Source organism: Novilysobacter viscosus, assembly GCF_046600715.1.
GTDB lineage: Bacteria > Pseudomonadota > Gammaproteobacteria > Xanthomonadales > Xanthomonadaceae > Lysobacter_C > Lysobacter_C viscosus.
This window is the reverse complement of record NZ_JBJMAV010000006.1, coordinates 31349-50777: the sequence shown is the minus strand read 5'-3', so window position 1 is coordinate 50777 and position 19429 is coordinate 31349. Positions and strand designations below refer to the sequence as shown.

Sequence of the window (19429 nt, the reverse complement as noted above, 5' to 3'; positions counted from 1 at the left end):
CCTCCGGGCCAACGGACAGCTCGAAGGCTCGCTGGCACGGGAGTTGCGACATCCAGATCGCCTCATCCCGAGGCGTATCCACAGCTCCCGGAGAGCGACCATGCCGAACAACAATCCGCAGGGTGAAAACCAGCACACCAAGCGTGCCGGTGGCAGCAGCCAGAAGCAGGACAGCCAGAGCAGCAGCGGCCGCAATGGATCGCAGGGCAGCAAGCAGGCCAAGAGCGCTGGTAGCAGCAGTTCCAAAAAGCAACAGCGTTGATGTAAAAGGCGCGCGCGCCCTCCCCTCCCGGGGCGCGCGCCTTTTTCAGGAAATACTGGGACGCTCCTTTTTTCCTCCGGAAATTTCTTCCGCAGCCGCTCCCCGCACAGCCGATCTTTGCGCCGCGGGCATGGCACGTCCCTTGCGACCCTTTTTCTGACCCCCGGCAAAGGGAGCGCAATGAAGGCCCTGACCTACTAAGGCGCGCACGACGTGCGCGTGGAAACCGTCCCCGACCCCATCCTCCAGTACGAGCAGGACGTCGTGCTGCGGGTGACTGCGACCGCCATCTGCGGATCCGACCTGCACCTGTACCGCGGCAGCATCCCACTGGTAAAGGATGGCGACATCCTCGGCCACGAGTTCATGGGCGTCATCGAGGACGTCGGCCCGGGCGTGACCGGGCTCAGGAAGGGCAACCGCGTGGTGGTCCCGTTCAACATCGCCTGCGGCCAGTGCTTCTTCTGCGAGCGCGAGCAGACCGCCGCCTGCGAGAACTCCAATCCCGACCGTGGCGCGATCCTCAACAAGAAGGACATCCCCTCGACCGCCGCGATGTTCGGCTATTCCCATCTGTATGGCGGCGTGCCCGGGGGCCAGGCCGAGTTCGTGCGCGTGCCGTACGCGGACACCAACACCCTGAAGCTGCCCGACGGACTCAGCGACGAGCAGGTGCTGTTCCTGTCCGACATCCTGCCCACCGGCTACCAGGCCGCGGTCAATGCCGGGATCACCCAGGGATCGAGCGTGGCGATCTTCGGCGCCGGGCCGGTCGGCTACATGAGCGCGGCCTGCGCGCGGCTGCTCGGTGCCGAGCGCATCTTCATGGTTGACCACCACCCCTACCGGCTCGATTTCGCCAGGCGAACCTACGGGGTGGAAACGATCGACTTCGACGAGCACGACGACCCGGCACAGCTCATCAACGACGCGATCCAGGGCCGCGGCGTCGACGCGTCGATCGATGCGGTGGGTTTCGAGGCGAAGGGCAGCACGACCGAGACGGTGATGACCAAGCTCAAGATCGAAGGCAGCAGCAGCAAGGTGCTGCGCCAGGCGATCGCCTGCACGCGACGCGGCGGAACAGTCAGCGTGCCCGGCGTGTACGCCGGATTCATCCACGCGTTCCTGTTCGGCGACGCGTTCGACAAGGGCTTGTCCTTCAAGATGGGACAGACCCACGTGCTCAAGTACATGCCGGAGCTGCTGGAGCAAATCCAGATGGGCAACCTGAAGCCGGAGGTGATCATCGCCCATCGCATGCCGGTGTCGGAAGCGGCGCGCGGCTACGAGATGTTCAACGAAAAGCAGGACGACTGCCGCAAGATCGTGTTGACGCCAGGTTGACGTTGTGTCGACGGCAGCTGCGGCCCAGAAAACAGCGGTCGGAAACATTGGTCCTGCAGGCAATAAGTTCACCGCTCCGTCGGATTTGGCACGCTCTGCGAAGGCTCGTCTTGTGGCACGCGAATTGCGACATTCCAGTGTCGGCACCTTGCCGGCGAAACCCCACAATCGGAGCACGTCATGGCTAATCAACGCGATCAACAAGGTCAGGGCCGCCAGGGCCAGAATGAACAACAGCAGGGCCAGGGCCGCCAGGGCCAGAACGAGCAGCAGCAGGGCCAGGGCCGTCAAGGCCAGAGCGAGCAACAGCAGGGCCAGGGCCGCCAGGGCCAGAGCGAGCCACAGCAGGGCCAGGGCATCAATCGAGAACAAGAACAAGACCGCACGCAGCGCCGCTAAGCCTGCCACTGTCGAACGCCTCGGGCCCCTGTCCCGGGGCGTTCTTTTATGTGGCGGCGAGCGGGCGGCGGCGAGCGGGCATTGAAGACACGCCCCAGGCAGGACATCTCGACAACGCTGCGAGAAGGACCTCATGAAGCGTTTCGAGCCCGAAGACCTCTACCGCCACCGCACCTTGCAGGCCCTCGACGGGTCGGCCAGCCACGGCCGTGCAGTGGTCCTGGTGAGCCGCGCCCTGCAGCAAGCCGATCACTACGAATCGATGGTGTGGCGGATCGCGGCCGGCGACGATCCATGCCCGCTCACCTCGCCCGCATTCAGCGCGCAGTCGCCGCGGCTGAGCCCCGACGGCAGCACCCTCGCCTTCCTGTCGAGGCGCGATGGCAACAGCACGAAGGTCCACCTGCTCCCGCTCGACGGCGGTGAGGCGGCCGCGCTGACCGACGAGCACATCCAATCGATCCTGGGCTGGTCCCACGACGGCCACCGGCTGCTCGCAACCGTTCAGGTCGACTGGTGCGAAGACCGCAATGCGCCCGCGGCAGACCCGCCGGCCGAAGGCCCGGTGGTCGCCAACTTCCTGCCCTACAAGCTCGACGGCAGCGGCTACTCGACCGGCCATCGAAGCCATCTGTGCGCATTGGATGCTGACAGCGGCGCGCTCACCGCGCTGGTCGAAGGCGACTTCGACGTCAGTGGGGGATCCTGGTCACCCGACGGCCGCTCGCTGGCGTACACCCGCAAGCGCGCCGGCCGGGAGCGCCATCGCAGCGACCTGTGGCTGGCCGATGCCGACGGTGCCAACGCACGACAGGTCACGCACGACCTCGCTTCGGTCCAGGGCGCGGCCTGGTCGCCCGACGGGCGCTGGATCGCATTCGTTGGCAGCGAGCGCGAAGGCGACTCGCTGCTGGGGCTGTGGCTGCTCGAAGTCGCCCAGGGCTCGCTGGAGCGTCTCGACCGGGAGCTCGAAATAGCCACCGGAAACCCGTTGTGGCACCCCGACGGCGACCGGCTGGCGGTCATCGCCGCATACCGCGGCCTTCAGGAAATCGCCATCGTCGGCGTGCGCGGCGGGCCTACCCGGCGCCTGCACGCCGACCTGCGCCACGTGCTGCAACTGGCACAGCACCGCGACCGGCTGCTGTTCGGCGTCGCCAGCATGCGCCGACCCTGCGAGGTGCATTCGGCGCGCTGGGACGGCGGGGACGAGCAGCGCCACAGCGCTTTCAACCGCGCCTGGTTTGCCCGCCGCAGCCGCCCGCGGGTGTCCAAGCGCGGGTTCGAGGTGCCCGATGGCAACGGCGGCACCGAAATCATCGAGGCCTGGCTGCTGCTGCCGCCGGAGGAAACGTCCGGTCCCTATCCGCTGCTGGTCGACATGCACGGCGGCCCGCACAGTTACACCCTGATCGACTATGCCGCGCATGTGCACTGGTATGCCCTGTGTTCGCGCGGATGGGCGGTGCTGTCGCCGCATGCGGTCGGCTCGGGCAGCTACGGCGGCGAGTTCGCGCGGCGCCTGCGCGGCCACTGGGGCGAACTCGACCTGCCGCAGTATCTGGCGGTCATCCGGACGCTGCAGGACGAAGGCCTGGCCGACGAGCGCCTGGCCTGTACCGGCAAATCCTACGGCGGCTTCCTGAGCGCGTGGTCGATCGGCCAGTGCGACGTGTTCAAGGCCGCGGTGGTATCGGCACCGGTCAGCAATATCGAATCGCATGCGGGCTCGTCCGACAGCGGCTACTACGTCAGCCCGTACGCAATGGACGGTGAGATCAACGAGGTGCGCGAGCGCTACCACGCCCTGTCGCCGGTCAAGTACTGCATCGATGTCGGCGCGGCGACCTTGATCCTGCAAGGCGAGGACGACCAGCGCTGTCCGCTTGGCCAGGCCGAAGAGCTGTTCGCCAACCTGATCCGCTGCTCGAAATCGCCGGTGCAGATGGTGGTCTATCCCGGCGGCAGCCACTCGTTGTCCGGCAGCGGCAAGCCCAGCCACCGAGTCGACTACCACCGCCGACTGACCGACTGGGTGCAGCGCTGGGCCGGGCAGAGAGCCGACGTCTGATTCCGCCGCAGCGCCCTGGCTACGGCTTGCGAGCTCCAATCGTCGCAAGAACGTAGGGTGGGCACGCTTTTCGTGCCCACCGTCGCCGGCCGCAAGAGCGTGCCCACCCTACGCCTGGGCAGCGCTGCCGGCGTTGCGCAGCTTGTCCACGACCGACTCGAACGAGCCCGGCCGTCCCAGCAGGAACCCCTGCAGCTCGCCGATTCCATGCTGCCGCAGCCAGTCGAGCTGCTCCTGCGTCTCCACGCCCTCGGCCACCGTATCCAGGCCGAGTGACTGGGCCAGGCTGATCACCGACTGGCAGATCGAACGGTCGTTGGCGTCTTCGTGCAGGTCGCGCACGAACGAGCGGTCGATCTTTAGCCGGTCTATCGGCAGCCGCTTCAGGTAGGCCAGGCTGGAGTAACCGGTACCGAAGTCGTCGATCGAGATGCTCACCCCCAAGGTCGCCAGGCGCTGCATCGTGTCGATCGCGCGCTCGGGGTGGGCCATGATCACGCTCTCGGTCAGTTCCAGCTCGAGCGCGCCGGGCGGCAGCGAACCGGCCTGCATCGCGCGCACGACATCGGCATGCAGGTCCTCGGTGAACTGCGCGGCCGACACGTTCACCGCCAACCGCACGTGCCCCAGCCCGGCATCGACCAGCATGCGGTGATGCCGCGCCGCTTCCATCAGCACCCAGCGGCCAATCTCGACGATCAACCCGCTTTCCTCGCACACCGCAATGAACTGGCCCGGCGGCAGCTCGCCGAACTCCGGATGCTCCCAGCGCAGCAATGCCTCCAGCCCCAGCGGCCGCCCCAGCGGCGAGAAGATCGGCTGGAACACCAGGCAGAACTCCTCGCGCGCCAGCGCCTCGCGCAGCCGCGAGATCAACCGCAACCGCTGCGACACCTCGCTGTCGAACTCCGGCTGGTAGGGCACCGCGCGGTTGCGGCCCTGCTGCTTGGCCTGGTACATCGCCAGGTCGGCGCGCATCAGCAGCGACTCGGCGGTGGTGCCCGATTCGGGATAGGTGCAGTAGCCGATGCTCGGCGTCAGCGTGTAGCTCACTCCCTCGATCTCGATGGGTTCGGACACCTGCGCGGTCGCGCGCTCGAGCACCTGGTCCAGGCTGCGCCGGTCGGAAACCTCGTTGAGCACCATCACGAACTCGTCGCCGCCGAACCGGCCGACGCTGTCGGTGTCGCTCACCAGCGCCGACAGGCGCCTGGCGATGGTGCGCAGCACCGCATCGCCGGCGCCGTGCCCGAGGTTCTCATTGACCAGTTTGAAGTCATCCAGGTCGACGAATATCACCGCCACCTGCCGCCGGTAACGCGCGGCATTGCGCACTGCCTGCCCCAGCCGGTCCAGCAGCAGCTCACGGTTGGGCAGGCCGGTCAGGTCGTCATGGGTCGCGCGCCAGGCGAGTTGCTCCTCATAGCGATGCCGCTCGGTGACATCGGCCAAGACGCCGACGTGATGGGTCACGCATCCTTGTTCGTCGTGCAGCGCATCGAGATGGAAATCATTCCAGAACAGCTCGCCGTTCTTGCGGTAGTTGCGCATCGTGACCGTGGTACCGCGCCCCTCGGCCAGGGCATGGCGCACGGCGGCAAGCGCCGGCTGGTCACGGTCCTCGCCCTGCAGGAAACGGCAGTTGCGGCCCAGCACTTCATCGGCGTCGTAGCCGCTGATCCGCTCGAACGCCGGGTTGACGTAGACGATCGGGTGGTCCTCGGCGACCGCATCGGTGACCACGATCCCGCTGTCGGTGTTCTCCACCGCACGGCGCAGCAGGCGCAACTCGGCCGCCACGCGGTGTTTCTCGGTCAGGTCGAGCATGCCGCCGACCATGCGGATCGGTGCGCCGCGGGCATCGCGCATCAGGAAGCCGCGATCGAGCACCTCGGCATGGCTCCCGTCGCCTCGCTGGAACCGATATTCGTGCTCCCACTCAAGCCGGTCGGAGGCGAGCACGCGCTGCAGGCTCGCCCGGACCGCCTCGATGTCGCCAGGGTGGATCAGCGACTGCCATGTCTGCGTGGCCGAGGGCATTTGTTCCCGGTCATGGCCGAAGCCGCTGTAGAAGCTGTCGCTGAGCCACAGCGTGTCCTTGACGATGTCCCAGTCGTAGATGGCATCGCTAGTGGCGCGCGCGATCAGCCGGAAACGCTGCTCGCTGCACTCGCGCTCGGTCACATCGTGGGCGGCCACGAGCCGCGCCGGCTGGCCGTCGAATTCGACATCGTGCAGGTGGATCTCCGCGCGCAGGGTGCTGCCGTCGCGGCGCCGATGAGTCCACACGCGTCCCTGCACGTGCGCGGCGTCCGACTGCGCCGCGTCCCGCATGGCCTGCCTGTGCTCGGGCGGGCGTATGTTCAGCACGGTCATTTCGAGCAGTTCGCCGCGGCCGTAGCCGTAGTGCTCCAGGGCCGCGTCATTGACCGCCAGGAATTTCAAGGTCTCCAGCTCGAACACCCACATCGGGATCGGATTGTGGTCGAACAGGAAGCGATACTGCGCCTGCGCCTGGTCCAGCAGCGCGCTTGTCGCGGGGCGTAGATCGTTTGCGTCGGCGGAGCGGTCGCGATCGGCATCCATGTCGCCAATCTAGTCCCACCCGGGGGCAGCTGTGGTGAATGGGTTGTGACCTTGCGCCCGTGCCTGTGGGAGCGCCCCATGGGCGCGACCGTGCCATGCGTAGTACGGCGATCGCGCCCATGGGGCGCTCCTACAAAGGCGCTGCGCGCTGGCGGTGCTTGAGCCGCCGCAGCGAATCCACCAGCGCCATCAGGGCGGCCGGCTCGACCGGCTTGACCACATGCGCATCGAACCCGCTCTGCTCGCTGCGGCGCCGGTCTTCGCTCTGGCCCCAGCCGGTCACCGCGATCAACACGATGTCCGCGCCCCAGGGCTGCTGCCTGAGCTGTCGGCACACCTCGTGCCCGTCCGGTTGCGGCATGCCCAGGTCGAGCAGCACCACGTCGGGCCGGAACGATGCGGTGGCTTCGATCCCGTCCGACCCGCCATAGGCCGCACGCACCTCGTGGCCGGAAATGCGCAGGAACAGCGCCAGCGAGTCGGCACTCTCATGATTGTCATCGACCACCAGAATGCGGTGCACCATCTGCTGGCTGCCGTCGCCTTCAGGTGCGGTGGGGCCGGCCGCCACCGCGCGAGGCGTGTGCAGCGGCAGGCGGACCACGAATTCGCTGCCATGGCCGAGGCCTTCGCTGCGCGCCTCGACCTGCCCGTCGTGCAGCGCGACCAGGCTGCGCACCAGGGTCAGGCCGATGCCCAGCCCACCCTGCGCGTAGCCCCGCGACTGGTCGATCTGCGCGAACATGTCGAACACCCGCGGCAGCATGTCCGGCGCAATGCCCAGGCCGTTGTCGCGCACCGAGACCACCACGCAATCGCCCTCGCGGCGGGCGGCCAGCCTGATCCGGCCACCGCTGTGGCTGTACTTGGCCGCGTTGTTGAGAAGGTTGGCGAACACCTGCGACATCCGCACCGGATCGACGTGTAGCGGCAACGGCTCGTCCGGCAGGTCGATCTCGATGTGGTGCTGGCCGGCATCGATCAGTGGCTTGCTGGTCTCCACTGAGTTGCGCACCACCTCCGACAGGTCGATCCGCTCGCAGCGCAGCTCGATGTTGCCGCGGGTCACGCGCGAGACCTCCATGAGGTCGTCGACCAGCCGCACCAGGTGCTTGACCTGGCGTTCCATCATCTCGTGAAGTTGGGCGGCGTCGGGCTCGTCGTCGTGCTTCATCCGCAGGATGTGCAGGCAGTTGCGGATCGGCGCGAGCGGGTTGCGCAGCTCGTGTGCCAGCGTCGCCAGGAACTCGTCCTTGCGCCGGTCGATGTCGCGCAGCGATTCCTCGGTCTGCTTGCGCTCGGTGATGTCGAGCACCGATCCGAGCATCAGCAGCGGCCGGCGCGGGGACTCGTCATCGCGCTCGTGGTCGCTGTTGGCCTCGTCGAACAGCGTCTGCCCGCGCGACACGGCCCAGCGGATGCTGCCGTCGCGGTGGACCCAGCGAAACTCCTCGCCATAGCGGCCGTCACCCTCCGGTCGCGTCGCGGCCTTCAACGCAGCGATCACGCGCGGCCGGTCCCCGGGATGAATGCGGGCGGCGATCTCCTCCAGCGACGGCGAGGCGTCTGGTTCGAGGCCGCAGATCTCGCGCGTGCGCGCATCCACGCGGATCGTGCCCGGCGCGGGCTCCCAGCTCCAGGTGCCGAGCTTAGCCACGGTCAGCGCCAGCGATGCGCGCTCGTCGCTGACCCGTAGCGCCTCCTCCACGCGCTTGCGGTCGGTGATGTCCAGGCTGACGCCGGCGACCCGGGTCGGCTCGCCGGCGGGGTCGTAGAACACGCGGCCGCGCGCGATGATCCAGTGCAGGCTGCCATTGGGCCAGTTCGCTCGGAACTCCGCGTCGAAATCCTCCACCTGGGTCACGGCCTTCATCACCTGGCGCTTCAGGAGCTCGCGGTCGTCGGGGTGCACCAGTTGATCGAGAAAGCGGGTGTAGTCCAGCGGCGCGTCGGGGGGCAGGCCGAGGTGGGCGCGGCACAGCTCGTCGCCGCTGAATTCCCGTCCCGGCAGGCACAGCTCCCACGAGCCCAGCCGGCCGGTGTCGAGCGCGACGCGCAGGCGCTCCTCGTTTTCGGCAAGGCCACGCATCGCGCGCGCGCGTTCGATGGACTCCCAGCACCGGTTCGCCACCAGCCGGGTCCATTCGATTTCATCGTCGCTCCATGCCCGCGGCGTGCCCTGGTAACCACTGATGGTCGCCACCAGCCGACCGTCCTTGCGCAGCGGAACGGCCAGGATCGCGCGGATCTGCAGTTCCGCGTAGCGCGCACGCTGCTGCTCGGTGAGCCCCTCGTGCTCGACATCATCCTCCCAGAACGGCCGTCCGGCGCGCATCGCATCGTGCAGGACCTCGCCGAAATCCGACAGGCGAAAACGCCCCGCGATGCTCGGCAGCCCGGGGCTGTAGTTGCCGACCACCGTTTCCCAGTCCTCATCGGCGTCGACCTCGACATAGGCCGCGCCGTCCAGCTTGAGGTGCTCGCCGAGCACACGGACCACCGCCAGCGCGATTTCGTCGGGGTCCGACAGCGGCATCGCGGCATCGTCGACCGCCACCAGCAGGCGGTCACGATCCTCGACCCGCTTGCGCTGGGTGATGTCCTGGGTGACCGCCATCGCCGCGATGATCGCGCCGCTGTCATTTCTGATCGGCGAGACATCGCTGCTGACCCAGACCATGCCGCCGTCGGCTTGCACACAACGCTGGTCGACGGCGAACGCCTGGCCGTTGTCGAGCATGCGCTCAAACAGGACATTGCTGACCGGCAGGTCTTCGGGATGGACCAGGTCCTGCATGCACATGCCGATCAACTGCTCGCGGCTGTGCCCGACGATTTCGCAGTAGCGATCGTTGACCATGCTGAAGCGGCCATCGACATCGGTGTAGGAGATCCCGCCGCCGGCCTGGTTGAATATGGAGGCGAACCGGCGCTCGCTCTTGCGCAAGGCAGTCTCGGCATCGGCGCGCTCGAGCCGCAGGTGGATGCGTGCGGTCAGCTCGCGCAGCAGGTCGACCTCCCCGGACTGCCAATTCGAGACGTGGTCGCGGTGCGCGGCCAGCACGAATTTCCAGTGTCCCTCACTGAAGAACGGCACCACCACCTGCGACCTCACTCCGTGCTCCATGTATGCCTCGGAGAGATCGACGGTGCGCGGATCGCTGGCGACATCGTCGACCACGACGACTTCACCGGCGCGCAACGCCTCCAGGAACGGCTTGCTGACGAAGTCCGAGAAACGGTGCGGCCCGGGTCCGATCTCGGGCTGCGCACCCTCCGTGCGGTAGACGAGCCTCAGATGCTCGGCGGCTTCGTCCACCTCGCCGAAGGTCAGCCAGAGCAGACCGAAGTGCAAGCGCATCATGGCCCCGATCGTGCGCATGATCGCGTGGGCGTCGGTCAGTACCGACAGCTCACGGCTGACCCTGGACAGAAACTCGAGGTTGAGTTCCTCACGCTTGCGCCCGCTGATGTCGCGGAACAGGATTGCGACGTGCCGCAGATGCGGCGCATCGATGCGGCAGGCGTAGACGTCGAACCAGCGGCCCATCGCATCCGCCGATGCCTCGAAACGGGCCGGCTCGCCGGTCAGCGCGACGCGCGCGTACGCCTCGACCCAACCCTGCTCGAGGCCGGGCACTAGTGCCCGCATGGTCTTGCCTTCCGCATCGTGCAGATCAGTCTGATCGACGAACGCCGGGTTGGTTTCGAGGAAGCGGTAGTCGACCGGCTCGCCGGCATCGTCCAGCAGCACCTCGACCACGCAGTAGCCCTGGTCGACAGAATCGAACAGCGCCCGGTAGCGGCCCTCGCGGTCGGCCAGCGCACGGGTCACGCGCGCACGCTCGATCGACTCCCAGCAGCGGTGCGCGACGATGCGGCACAACTCGGTTTCGTCTTCGACCCAGGCGCGAGGGAACTTGCGGTGCACCGCCAGCACAGCCGCCAGCCGGCCGCCCTTGTGCAGCGGCACCGACAGGCTTGCCCGCGCGTGCAGTGCCCGATGCAGGTCGAGGTGGCCGGCGATACGTGGATCGGTTTCGGCGTCCTCGATCGTGAACACCCGGTCCTCGAGCATGGCCCGCAGCAGAGCGCCTCCGAAATCCCCGATACGCCGGGCGCCGCGCATTGCGGGCATGTCGCCGCGCCGGAAATCCCCGAGCATCGTGCTGTGGTCCTCGTCCTGGTGGACCTCGGCGAAGATCACGCGGTCGGCATCGAGGTGCCCGCGCAACAGCGCACCGGCGGCGGCGAGCATCGTCTCCGGTTCGACCAGCATCCGCAGCGCCGCGTCCAGCCGCAGCAGGAACTCGTTGCGTCGCTGCGCCTGCTTGCGTTCGGTGATGTCCAGCGCCATCGCGATCACGAACCGTCGCCCGTCGCGCAGAGTGCCCGGGGAGGAGGCGCTGAAGCTCCAGGTACGGCGCTCGCCGGCGCGGGTGTCGAACTCGAAGTCCGTCGCCAGAGTGCCGCCGCGGTCGAACACGCCGCGCACCGCGTCAAGGATGTCGTTGCCGTAGGCCTGGGTCAGCCAGTAGCGCAGTTGCGCGACGTCGTGCAGTCCGTATCCGGTGAGCTCGGTCCATGCGTGGCTCAGCTGCAATACCTCGCCGTCCTCGGCGTGCATCATTACCGGGATGGGCGCGTCCTGGACGGCCCGGCGGAACTGCTCGCCGCTCTGGTGCAGGGCCTCTTCCACGCGTGCACGCTCGATCGCCACCGCCGCGGTGCGCGTGGCGATGCGGATGATCTCGCTGTCCTGCGGGCTGGATTCCTGCGGTTCGCGGTAGTACAGCGCAAAGGTCCCCAGCACCTCGTCTTCGCTGGACAGGATCGGCGTGGACCAGCACGCACGCAATCCGCAGGGCACGGCGACATCACGGTAGTCGTCCCACAGCGGATCGGTGGCGATGTCGCTCACGTAGACCGGCTCGCGGCGGTACACCGCGGTGCCGCAGCTGCCGGCCCTTGGGCCGATGGCAATGCCGTCGACGGCCTGGTTGTATGCCTCCGGCAGGCTTGGTGCTGCGCCATGGCGCAGGTGCGCGCGGTCGCGGTCGAGCAGCAGCACCGAGGCGACCATCCCGTCTTCGGATACGGCCTCGACCACGTCGACCAATGCGTGCAGCACCTCCGGCAGCGGCTCGCCCCTGGCGATGCGCTCCAGCACGCCGGACAGCCCGGTCTGCAGGGTCTCGGCGCGCTTGCGGCTGCTGATGTCCAGCACCACCGCGCTCAGGCCCAGGTATTCGCCGTCCGGGCCACGCAGGGCATTGACGCTGCTGGTGGCCCACAGCGCGCCACCGTCCTTGCGCCGGTAGCACTTCTCGATGGTGAAGGCCGGGCCACCCTCTGCCAACCGTCGCACCGCCTCGCCGGTCTGTGCGAGGCTGACCGCGTCGGTGACGTCGGTGATGTTCAGCCCCAGCATCTCCTGCTCGCTGTAGCCGAGCATCTCGCACCAGCATTGATTGACGAAGGTGATCCGGCCGGCCGCGTCGGTCTGGACCACGCCGGTGATGGTGTGATTGACGATGTTCCGGTACCGCGCCTGGCTGGCGTTCAGCGCCTGCTGCCCCTGCGCGGCATCGATCACGGCCGAAGCGTACTGCGCCAGTTGCACCAGGATCGATTCGTCCTCGTCGGTGAATTCGCCGACGTGCTTGTCGGAAACCTGCACCACGCCGATGTTGCGCCCGTCGCCGCCGATCAGCGGCGCGGCCAGGCAACCCCGCAGCGGCGGGTGGCCCTCGGCACCCTCGCTGGACCCGCGCCATGCCGGATGCGCGAGCAGTTGTTCGTGGGTCAGCCGCATCGGCCGGTTGCTGCGGCCGACCTCGGCGAAGATGCCGCTGCCGCGCACCTGCTTCCCGAGATTGCGCGATTGCCGGTACTTGTCCGAGAGGGACACACTGGTGACGGCGGGCGACCAGTCGCCATCGTCGTCGCGGTTGCCGCCGTCGCCGCCCTCGCCATCGCCGTTGCGCACGCTGATCACGCACTGGTGCGTACCGATGATCTCGCGCACCCGGTCGGTGCATATCTGCAGCTTGGCCTCGATGGTCGGCGCCGTGCCCATGGCCAGCGTCGCCTGGGCGATCGCATGGAGCTGCTGCGCGCTGCGACGCGCACGCTCATCGGCCCGCATGCGCTCGATCCAGTCGGCGGCCTGGCGCGCCAGCAGGTCGATCAGGCGCAGGTCGCCGCGGGTGGGCGCGTGGTCGCGGTAGTGCGTGGACAACATTCCGAGCAACTCGCCCGAGCGGCTGCGCATCGGCGTCGACTGCACGGCCACGAACCCGGCATCGAGGATCACCCGGCGTGCTTCCTCGGTGAACACCGGACTGCTGACTACATCCTCCACGACGACCCGTCCGCCGTGCTGCATGGCCACCCCGCATGCAGAATCGGCGCCGTCGACGAGATCGAAGTAGCTTTGGAACGCGAGATCGAGCCCCCGACTGGCGCTCAGGCGCAATACCACGTGATCGTCGGAATGCCGCTCCAGCAGCTGCGCGTTGCCGGCGTCGGCACCGGTGAGTTCGACCGCCGCATCGACGATGTCCTGCAACAGGCTTGCCTGGTCGCCGCGGCTGACCAGGCGCATGCTCAGTTCGTGCAGTCGTCCCGCGGCAACCAGATCCATGCCCCCGTCAGCCACGGACGCCCCATCGCTCGGCGGTGCCTCGCGGGCACCGGCGACAGGTTTCACGTACTCATCGCGAGCGTTGCGCTCACTCATCGAAGGGCCGCCTCCGCTGGCAAATGGCGGGAACCCCTTGGTTATACGCCGTACAGCGTAATTTCACGTCACATGATGATGCTGAAACCTGCTTCGCGCTGGCGCGAGCCGGTTGCGGCGCACTCGCATCTAATACGCACGGTGCGACCGCCCCCCTGAGCGCCACGTTTACGGATCGGTGAGCAACCGCCAAGTGCTTCCGGGTAAAGTGTCGGCCTGATGTCTTGTCACGCCATCCTTCTGCGCCTGCTGCTGTGCGTCAGCCTGTTTCTGAACGGGGCGGGCCACGCCGTGTCGGCCGAGCACGTCCCCCTGGAGCGTGGCGTTGCCGCGGTCCAGGACGCCCGGCTTTCGCCGCCGCCGCCGGATATCCTCGCCGCAGGGCATGCAGCCGGACCCTGCCACGAGGAGGCGGGTCCACACGCGGGCGGAGCGACGCCCGCGCCTCGTGACTCCGGCATGCAGCACGGCCCGGACCAGACCCACGCCGGATGCTGCGAACCGTCAGCGTGCAGCTGCGCCTGCCTGCAACTCGCGATGGGGACGCCCGCGGCCCTCCTGCCGCACGGGGCGGTCGTCGGCCACAGCGGCGAGGCCGGCGCGCTCATGAGCGGCCATCCTCCGCCTGTCCTGCCGCATCTGATCCGGCCGCCAATCGGCTGAGTCCTTGCGGTGCCTTGCGTGGCGCGTCCAGCACCTGAGTGCGCTGCGTCCGGTTCCTGCCCGGTCCAACCCGCTCGTGCCGCGTATCGGATGTCCGGCATGTCCGGCATGCGGCGGCCGTTCCGCGGCAGAAAACAACGTTCCCCAGTGGAGTCATACATGGCATTCAGTTCTTCGGGTTCCGGACCGCTCGATCCGGCCACCCCGTCGCGGCGCCGGTTCGTGCAGGGCCTCGCCGCCGGCGGCGCAATTGCAGGGCTCGGCCTGTGGCCGGAGCCGGTCTGGGCGCTCAAGTCGCTCGGCCAGAAAACCGTGCTGGCCGGCACCGAGTTCGACTTGGCCATCGGCGAGACGCCGCTCAATTTCACCGGCGCCACCCGCACCGGCATCACCGTCAACGGCTCGGTGCCGGCGCCGCTGCTGCGCTGGCGCGAGGGCGACACGGTCAACCTGCGCGTTTCCAACCGCCTGCCGGAAAATTCCATCCACGGCCATTCCACCTCGCTGCACTGGCACGGCATCCTGCTGCCGGCCAACATGGACGGCGTGCCGGGGCTGAGCTTCGACGGCATCCATCGTGGCAAGACCTACCCCTACCGCTTCGACGTGATCCAGGGTGGCACCTACTGGTATCACAGCCATTCCGCGTTCCAGGAGCAGGCCGGCGTCTATGGCGCGCTGGTGATCGATCCGCTGGAGCCTGAGCCGTTCCGCTATGAGCGCGACTACGTGGTGCTGCTGAGCGACTGGACCGACCTGGACCCCACCGCGCTGTTCTCCCGGCTCAAGAAGATGTCGCACTACGACAACATGTCCCAGCGCACCGTCGGCGACTTCATCGACGACGTGCAGGAGCACGGCCTCGCGGACACGGTGCAGAACCGCAAGCTGTGGGGCGAGATGCGGATGAGCCCGACCGACCTGTCGGACGTCAACGGCAACACCTACACCTACCTGCTGAATGGCACCACGTCGCTGGGCAACTGGACCGGTCTGTTCCGCTCCGGCGAGAAGGTGCGGCTGCGCTTCATCAACGGCTCGTCGATGACCCATTTCGACGTACGCATCCCCGGTCTGAAGATGACCGTGGTCGCCGCCGACGGGCTTTACGTGCGGCCGGTATCGGTCGACGAGTTCCGTATCGCGACGGCCGAGACCTTCGACGTGATCGTCGAGCCCACCGGGCAGGATGCGTTCACCATCTTCGCCCAGGACCTCGGCCGCACCGGCTACGTCAGCGGCACGCTGGCGGTGCGCGAGGGGCTGCGCGCAGCGGTGCCGCAGGTCGATCCGAAACCGGTGCTGACGATGGCCGACATGGGGCATGGCGGCATGGAGCACGGCATGGAGCACGGTGGACACGACATGTCGGCGATGTCCGGTAGCGCCAACGCCGGCATGGACCATTCCGGCATGAACCATCCCGGCATGAATCATGGTGCCGGCGGCATGCAGTCCCACCCCGCCAGCGAGACCGACAACCCACTGGTCGACATGCAGACCATGACCCCGGCGCCGAAACTCGACGACCCCGGCATCGGCCTGCGCGACAACGGCCGCCGGGTGCTGACCTACGCCGACCTGCGCAGCGCCTTCCCCGACCCCGACGGCCGCGCGCCCGGCCGCACCATCGAACTGCACCTGACCGGCCACATGGAGCGCTTCGCGTGGTCGTTCGACGGCATCAAGTTCTCCTCGGCCGAACCCCTGCAACTGAAGTACGGCGAGCGCGTGCGCATCGTGCTGGTCAACGACACCATGATGACCCACCCGATCCACCTGCACGGCATGTGGAGCGACCTGGAGGACGAGGACGGCAACTTCCTGGTCCGCAAGCACACCATCGACATGCCGCCGGGCACCAGGCGTAGCTACCGCGTGCGCGCCGACGCGCTGGGCCGATGGGCCTACCACTGCCACCTGCTGTACCACATGGAAGCGGGCATGTTCCGCGAAGTGCAGGTGCTGGAGTGACCGACATGATTCCTTCCCAAAGCCGTCTGCGCCTAGGTGCGCTCGGCCTGGCGATTGCACTGGCCGGCGGCGTCCTGCCCGCCTTTGCGCAGCAGACCGAGCACTCCCGGCACGCGCCGCCTTCGGAACCCGAACACGACCCGCACACCGGGCACGCGATGCCGATGCAGGACGAGCGCGACGGAGCCCACAGTGACTCCCACAACCAGGCAGGCCCGCCGCCGGTGGACCAAGAAGCGATGGGACACGCCGCCATGGGTCACGACCTGCCGGGCACGTCCGCCGATCTACCGGCGGACGCCGCGCCGCGCGAGCCGATCCCCGAAATCACCGCCGCCGACCGCGCCGCCGCGTTCCCCGACGTCGCCGGTCACAGCGTCCACGACACCGCGACTCTCTGGTTCGCCCAGTTCAACCGCCTGGAAACCTGGGACGCCGACGACGGCAATGCACTGGGCTGGGAAGGCAGCGGCTGGATCGGCAACGACCTGGAGCGCCTGTGGATACGCAGCGAGGGCGAATGGACCGACGGAACGACCGAGTCGGCGGATGTCGAACTGCTGTATGGCCGCGCCGTCGCCACCTGGTGGGACGCGGTGGCCGGCATCCGCCACGATTTCGGCGAACACCCGTCGCAGACCTTCGCCGCGGTCGGCGTGATGGGCCTGGCGCCGTACATGTTCGAGATCTCGGCCACCGCCTACCTGGGCGAGTCCGGCCAGACCGGCGTCGCCCTGGAGGCCGAATACGACACGCGGTTCACCAACCGCCTGGTCCTGCAGTCGCTGATCGAGGCCGAAGCCTGGGGCAAGGACGACCCGCGCCGCGGCATCGGTTCGGGCCTTGGCAAGCTCGAAGCGGGCCTGCGCCTGCGCTACGAATTCACCCGGCAGTTCGCGCCCTATATCGGCGTGGTGCATGAGCGCGTGTACGGTGGCACCGCCGACCTGCACCGCGAAGAGGGCGAGGCGGTCGACGACACCCGCGTGGTCGCGGGCGTTCGTCTGTGGTTCTAGATAGCAACACCAAGGGGAACAACATGCCAATCACGACAAGCAGGTCAATGATCATCGGCGGCATTGTCGCCATCGCCGCGGTCGCGGCCGTGACCGCCGGCGTCATATGGTCCGGCGTCTACAACGTAGCCGCCGACGATGACCACACGCAGGCAGTCAGCACACTCTTGCAAACGGTGCGCGAGCGATCGATCGCAACGCGCATCGACGAGCTGCAGCCGCCGCCCGATCTGGCCGACCCGGCCCGCATCCGCCAGGGCGCGGGCAACTACGACGCCATGTGCACGGGCTGCCACCTCGCGCCCGGCATGGGCGAGACCGAGCTGAGCCGGGGCCTGAACCCGGCGCCGCCGAACCTGTCGAAGGCGGCGGTGGATGCGGCCGCGGCGTTCTGGGTGATCAAGCACGGCATCAAGGCCACCGGCATGCCGGCCTGGGGCGAGAGCATGGCCGACGAGTACGTCTGGAACATGGCCGCGTTCCTGCAGGAACTGCCCGGGCTGGACGCCGCGCAGTACGACGCACTGGTCGCCAGCAGCGGCGGCCATGATCACGGCGGCGGGGAGACGATGGAGCACGGGCACTCCGAAAGCGCGTCCGCCGACCACCACGATGCCGGGACCGCACACGACGAAGGGCGTGAAGCGGCAGGGGGTGCAACAGACGATCACCCGCACCCGCCCGGTGTGGCGGACGACCACCATGCCGCGGCCTCCAACCAGACGACCACCCACCGCCACGCGGACGGCACCGTCGAATCACACCCCGCTCCGCAGTCCGCGCCCTCACCCGAGCCGGCCGCGCCAGAGGCCGGCGACGGCCACGACCACCAACACTGACCACAGGGAAACCGCACCCATGAAAACCGCAATCTCGATGCTAAGCGCCGCACTGCTGCTCGGTATGGCCCTGCCCGTCCCTGCACAGACCCAGCCATCCTCATCCGATCACGCCCACCCGGCAGCGGCGAGCACGGCCGCGATGGACGTGCCTGCCGCTGCGCAGGCGCCGGTCGAAGTCGTCGATGCATTCGGCAAGGCGCTCGTCGCCGGCGATTTCGCCGAGGTCGAGACACTGCTCGATCCGTCGGTGATCATCCTGGAGAGCGGCGGCGCCGAACGCAGCCGCAGTGAGTACCTGAGCCATCACGCCCGGTCCGATGCCAAATTCCTGTCCGGTACCCACAGCACGCTGACCCACCGACGCGCACGCGTCGATGGCGACACCGCCTGGATCGCCAGTGAAAGCGAGCTGCACGCGAGCAGGGACGGCAAACCCATGACCCTGCTGAGCACCGAGACGGTCGTGTTGAACAACACGCCGGAGGGCTGGCGCATCGTCCACATCCACTGGTCCTCGCGACCGAAGAAATCCTGAGGAGAGACATGATGAAACTTCATGCCCTGACTACCGGCGCGCTATTGCTTGCCGCCATGGCGCTGCCCGCCTGCGCGCGGCAGACGCCGCCGACGGTGATCTCCGATGCCGCGGCGAAGCCCTCGGCACCGGCCGCGACAGTCGAGCCTGCCGCCACCGCCGACGATGCGGCGCTGCAACTCGAGCACATGGTCGTGCACAAGAGCGAGTTTTGCGGCTGCTGTCGCCTGTGGGTGGAGCACATGCGCGATGCCGGCTTCCAGGTCGAGGTGCGCAACGTCGACAACCTCAACCCGATCAAGCAGCAGGTCGGCGTACCGCTGGCGAAGGGCTCCTGCCACACCGCGCAGGTCGGCAACTATTTCATCGAAGGTCACGTGCCGGCGGCCGACGTGAAACGCCTGCTCGCCGAGAAGCCCGACGCCAAGGGGCTGGTGGTACCGGGCATGCCGCTGGGTTCACCCGGCATGGAAGTCCCCGATGGCACAGTCCATCGGTACACCGTGGAACTGGTCGGCCGCGATGGCACCACCACGCCCTTCGCGCAGCACGGCCCGACGGGGAAGTAGTCGGAAAAAGGGGCGGTGAAGCGGGCGCGCCGATGATCGCCCGCCGATCAGGAGGGTTCTCCAATGTCCCACCACCGAGCCGAACATCGCAGCCAGGAAGTGAACCGCTGCATCGACGATTGCACCCAGTGTCACGCGATCTGCCTGGAGACCATCAACTACTGCCTGGGCAAGGGCGGCAAGCACGCCGAGGCCCGGCACATCGCGCTGATGGCCACCTGCGCCGACGTCTGCGCGACCTGCGCCGATGCCATGCTGCGTGGCACGCAGGTGCACGGCGTGATCTGCGGCGCCTGCGCGAAGGTGTGCCGCCAGTGCGCCGACTCCTGCGCGGCCATGGGCGATGACCCCGAGATGCAGCGCTGCGTCGACATCTGCCGTCGCTGCGCCGAAAGCTGCGGAAGCATGAAGCAGTAGCACAAC

Annotated in this window: 13 protein-coding genes; 11 read left to right on the top strand and 2 right to left on the bottom strand. The window is 67.9% G+C overall.

The window, feature by feature from the left end; all coding sequences use genetic code 11:
* The first annotated feature begins 100 nt into the window (after positions 1-100).
* The 4 genes from ACJQWL_RS10415 to ACJQWL_RS10400 all read left to right on the top strand — a co-directional run bounded on the left by ACJQWL_RS10415 (position 101) and on the right by ACJQWL_RS10400 (position 4079).
* Complete coding sequence (locus tag ACJQWL_RS10415) at positions 101-262, top strand: hypothetical protein (protein ID WP_332702311.1); 162 nt, start codon at positions 101-103, stop codon at positions 260-262.
* Positions 263-475: 213 nt separating this feature from the next.
* The gene (locus ACJQWL_RS10410) at positions 476-1609 is read left to right on the top strand and encodes a zinc-dependent alcohol dehydrogenase (protein WP_332702312.1); all 1134 of its coding nucleotides are present in this window, start codon (positions 476-478) and stop codon (positions 1607-1609) included.
* Positions 1610-1789: 180 nt separating this feature from the next.
* Entirely contained in the window at positions 1790-2008 is a 219-nt protein-coding gene (locus tag ACJQWL_RS10405; RefSeq protein WP_332702314.1) for a hypothetical protein, read from the top strand.
* A gap of 133 nt (positions 2009-2141) precedes the next feature.
* The gene (locus tag ACJQWL_RS10400; RefSeq protein WP_332702316.1) at positions 2142-4079 is read left to right on the top strand and encodes a S9 family peptidase; all 1938 of its coding nucleotides are present in this window, start codon (positions 2142-2144) and stop codon (positions 4077-4079) included.
* Between the two features lie 108 nt (positions 4080-4187).
* Here ACJQWL_RS10400 and ACJQWL_RS10395 read toward each other — a convergent pair whose 3' ends face one another.
* Together ACJQWL_RS10395 and ACJQWL_RS10390 are read right to left on the bottom strand one after the other, a co-directional pair.
* On the bottom strand, positions 4188-6665 hold the full coding sequence (locus tag ACJQWL_RS10395; protein ID WP_411300884.1) for a sensor domain-containing protein: 2478 nt from the start codon (positions 6663-6665) through the stop codon (positions 4188-4190).
* Between the two features lie 130 nt (positions 6666-6795).
* Positions 6796-13311 carry a PAS domain S-box protein gene (locus tag ACJQWL_RS10390; RefSeq protein ID WP_332702320.1) on the bottom strand — a complete coding sequence of 2172 codons (6516 nt, stop codon included), beginning with the start codon at positions 13309-13311 and terminating at the stop codon, positions 6796-6798.
* 315 nt (positions 13312-13626) lie between these two features.
* Between ACJQWL_RS10390 and ACJQWL_RS10385 the strand changes: the two genes are divergently transcribed.
* From ACJQWL_RS10385 to ACJQWL_RS10355, 7 genes are all read left to right on the top strand, one after another.
* Positions 13627-14070, top strand: a complete 444-nt coding sequence (locus tag ACJQWL_RS10385; protein WP_332702322.1) for a CopL family metal-binding regulatory protein — start codon at positions 13627-13629, stop codon at positions 14068-14070.
* Between the two features lie 159 nt (positions 14071-14229).
* On the top strand, positions 14230-16044 hold the full coding sequence (locus ACJQWL_RS10380) for a copper resistance system multicopper oxidase (protein ID WP_332702324.1): 1815 nt from the start codon (positions 14230-14232) through the stop codon (positions 16042-16044).
* A gap of 5 nt (positions 16045-16049) precedes the next feature.
* Complete coding sequence (locus ACJQWL_RS10375) at positions 16050-17060, top strand: copper resistance protein B (RefSeq protein WP_332702326.1); 1011 nt, start codon at positions 16050-16052, stop codon at positions 17058-17060.
* A gap of 23 nt (positions 17061-17083) precedes the next feature.
* Positions 17084-17899: a c-type cytochrome gene (locus tag ACJQWL_RS10370; protein ID WP_332702328.1), complete on the top strand. Its 816-nt coding sequence runs from the start codon at positions 17084-17086 to the stop codon at positions 17897-17899.
* Between the two features lie 19 nt (positions 17900-17918).
* The gene (locus ACJQWL_RS10365) at positions 17919-18437 is read left to right on the top strand and encodes a YybH family protein (RefSeq protein WP_332702330.1); all 519 of its coding nucleotides are present in this window, start codon (positions 17919-17921) and stop codon (positions 18435-18437) included.
* Positions 18438-18445: 8 nt separating this feature from the next.
* Positions 18446-19006, top strand: a complete 561-nt coding sequence (locus ACJQWL_RS10360; protein ID WP_411300883.1) for a DUF411 domain-containing protein — start codon at positions 18446-18448, stop codon at positions 19004-19006.
* A 63-nt stretch (positions 19007-19069) separates the two neighbouring features.
* On the top strand, positions 19070-19423 hold the full coding sequence (locus ACJQWL_RS10355) for a four-helix bundle copper-binding protein (RefSeq protein ID WP_332702334.1): 354 nt from the start codon (positions 19070-19072) through the stop codon (positions 19421-19423).
* The last annotated feature ends 6 nt before the right edge of the window (positions 19424-19429 follow it).

Excerpts from the sequence above, each read along its gene's own strand:
- ACJQWL_RS10415 (WP_332702311.1), top strand. The coding sequence starts at position 101 with ATGCCGAACAACAATCCGCAGGGTGAAAACCAGCACACCAAGCGTGCC.
- ACJQWL_RS10405 (WP_332702314.1), top strand. The coding sequence starts at position 1,790 with ATGGCTAATCAACGCGATCAACAAGGTCAGGGCCGCCAGGGCCAGAAT.
- ACJQWL_RS10400 (WP_332702316.1), top strand. The coding sequence starts at position 2,142 with ATGAAGCGTTTCGAGCCCGAAGACCTCTACCGCCACCGCACCTTGCAG.
- ACJQWL_RS10395 (WP_411300884.1), bottom strand. The coding sequence starts at position 6,665 with ATGGATGCCGATCGCGACCGCTCCGCCGACGCAAACGATCTACGCCCC.
- ACJQWL_RS10390 (WP_332702320.1), bottom strand. The coding sequence starts at position 13,311 with ATGGATCTGGTTGCCGCGGGACGACTGCACGAACTGAGCATGCGCCTG.
- ACJQWL_RS10385 (WP_332702322.1), top strand. The coding sequence starts at position 13,627 with ATGTCTTGTCACGCCATCCTTCTGCGCCTGCTGCTGTGCGTCAGCCTG.
- ACJQWL_RS10380 (WP_332702324.1), top strand. The coding sequence starts at position 14,230 with ATGGCATTCAGTTCTTCGGGTTCCGGACCGCTCGATCCGGCCACCCCG.
- ACJQWL_RS10375 (WP_332702326.1), top strand. The coding sequence starts at position 16,050 with ATGATTCCTTCCCAAAGCCGTCTGCGCCTAGGTGCGCTCGGCCTGGCG.
- ACJQWL_RS10370 (WP_332702328.1), top strand. The coding sequence starts at position 17,084 with ATGCCAATCACGACAAGCAGGTCAATGATCATCGGCGGCATTGTCGCC.
- ACJQWL_RS10365 (WP_332702330.1), top strand. The coding sequence starts at position 17,919 with ATGAAAACCGCAATCTCGATGCTAAGCGCCGCACTGCTGCTCGGTATG.
- ACJQWL_RS10360 (WP_411300883.1), top strand. The coding sequence starts at position 18,446 with ATGATGAAACTTCATGCCCTGACTACCGGCGCGCTATTGCTTGCCGCC.
- ACJQWL_RS10355 (WP_332702334.1), top strand. The coding sequence starts at position 19,070 with ATGTCCCACCACCGAGCCGAACATCGCAGCCAGGAAGTGAACCGCTGC.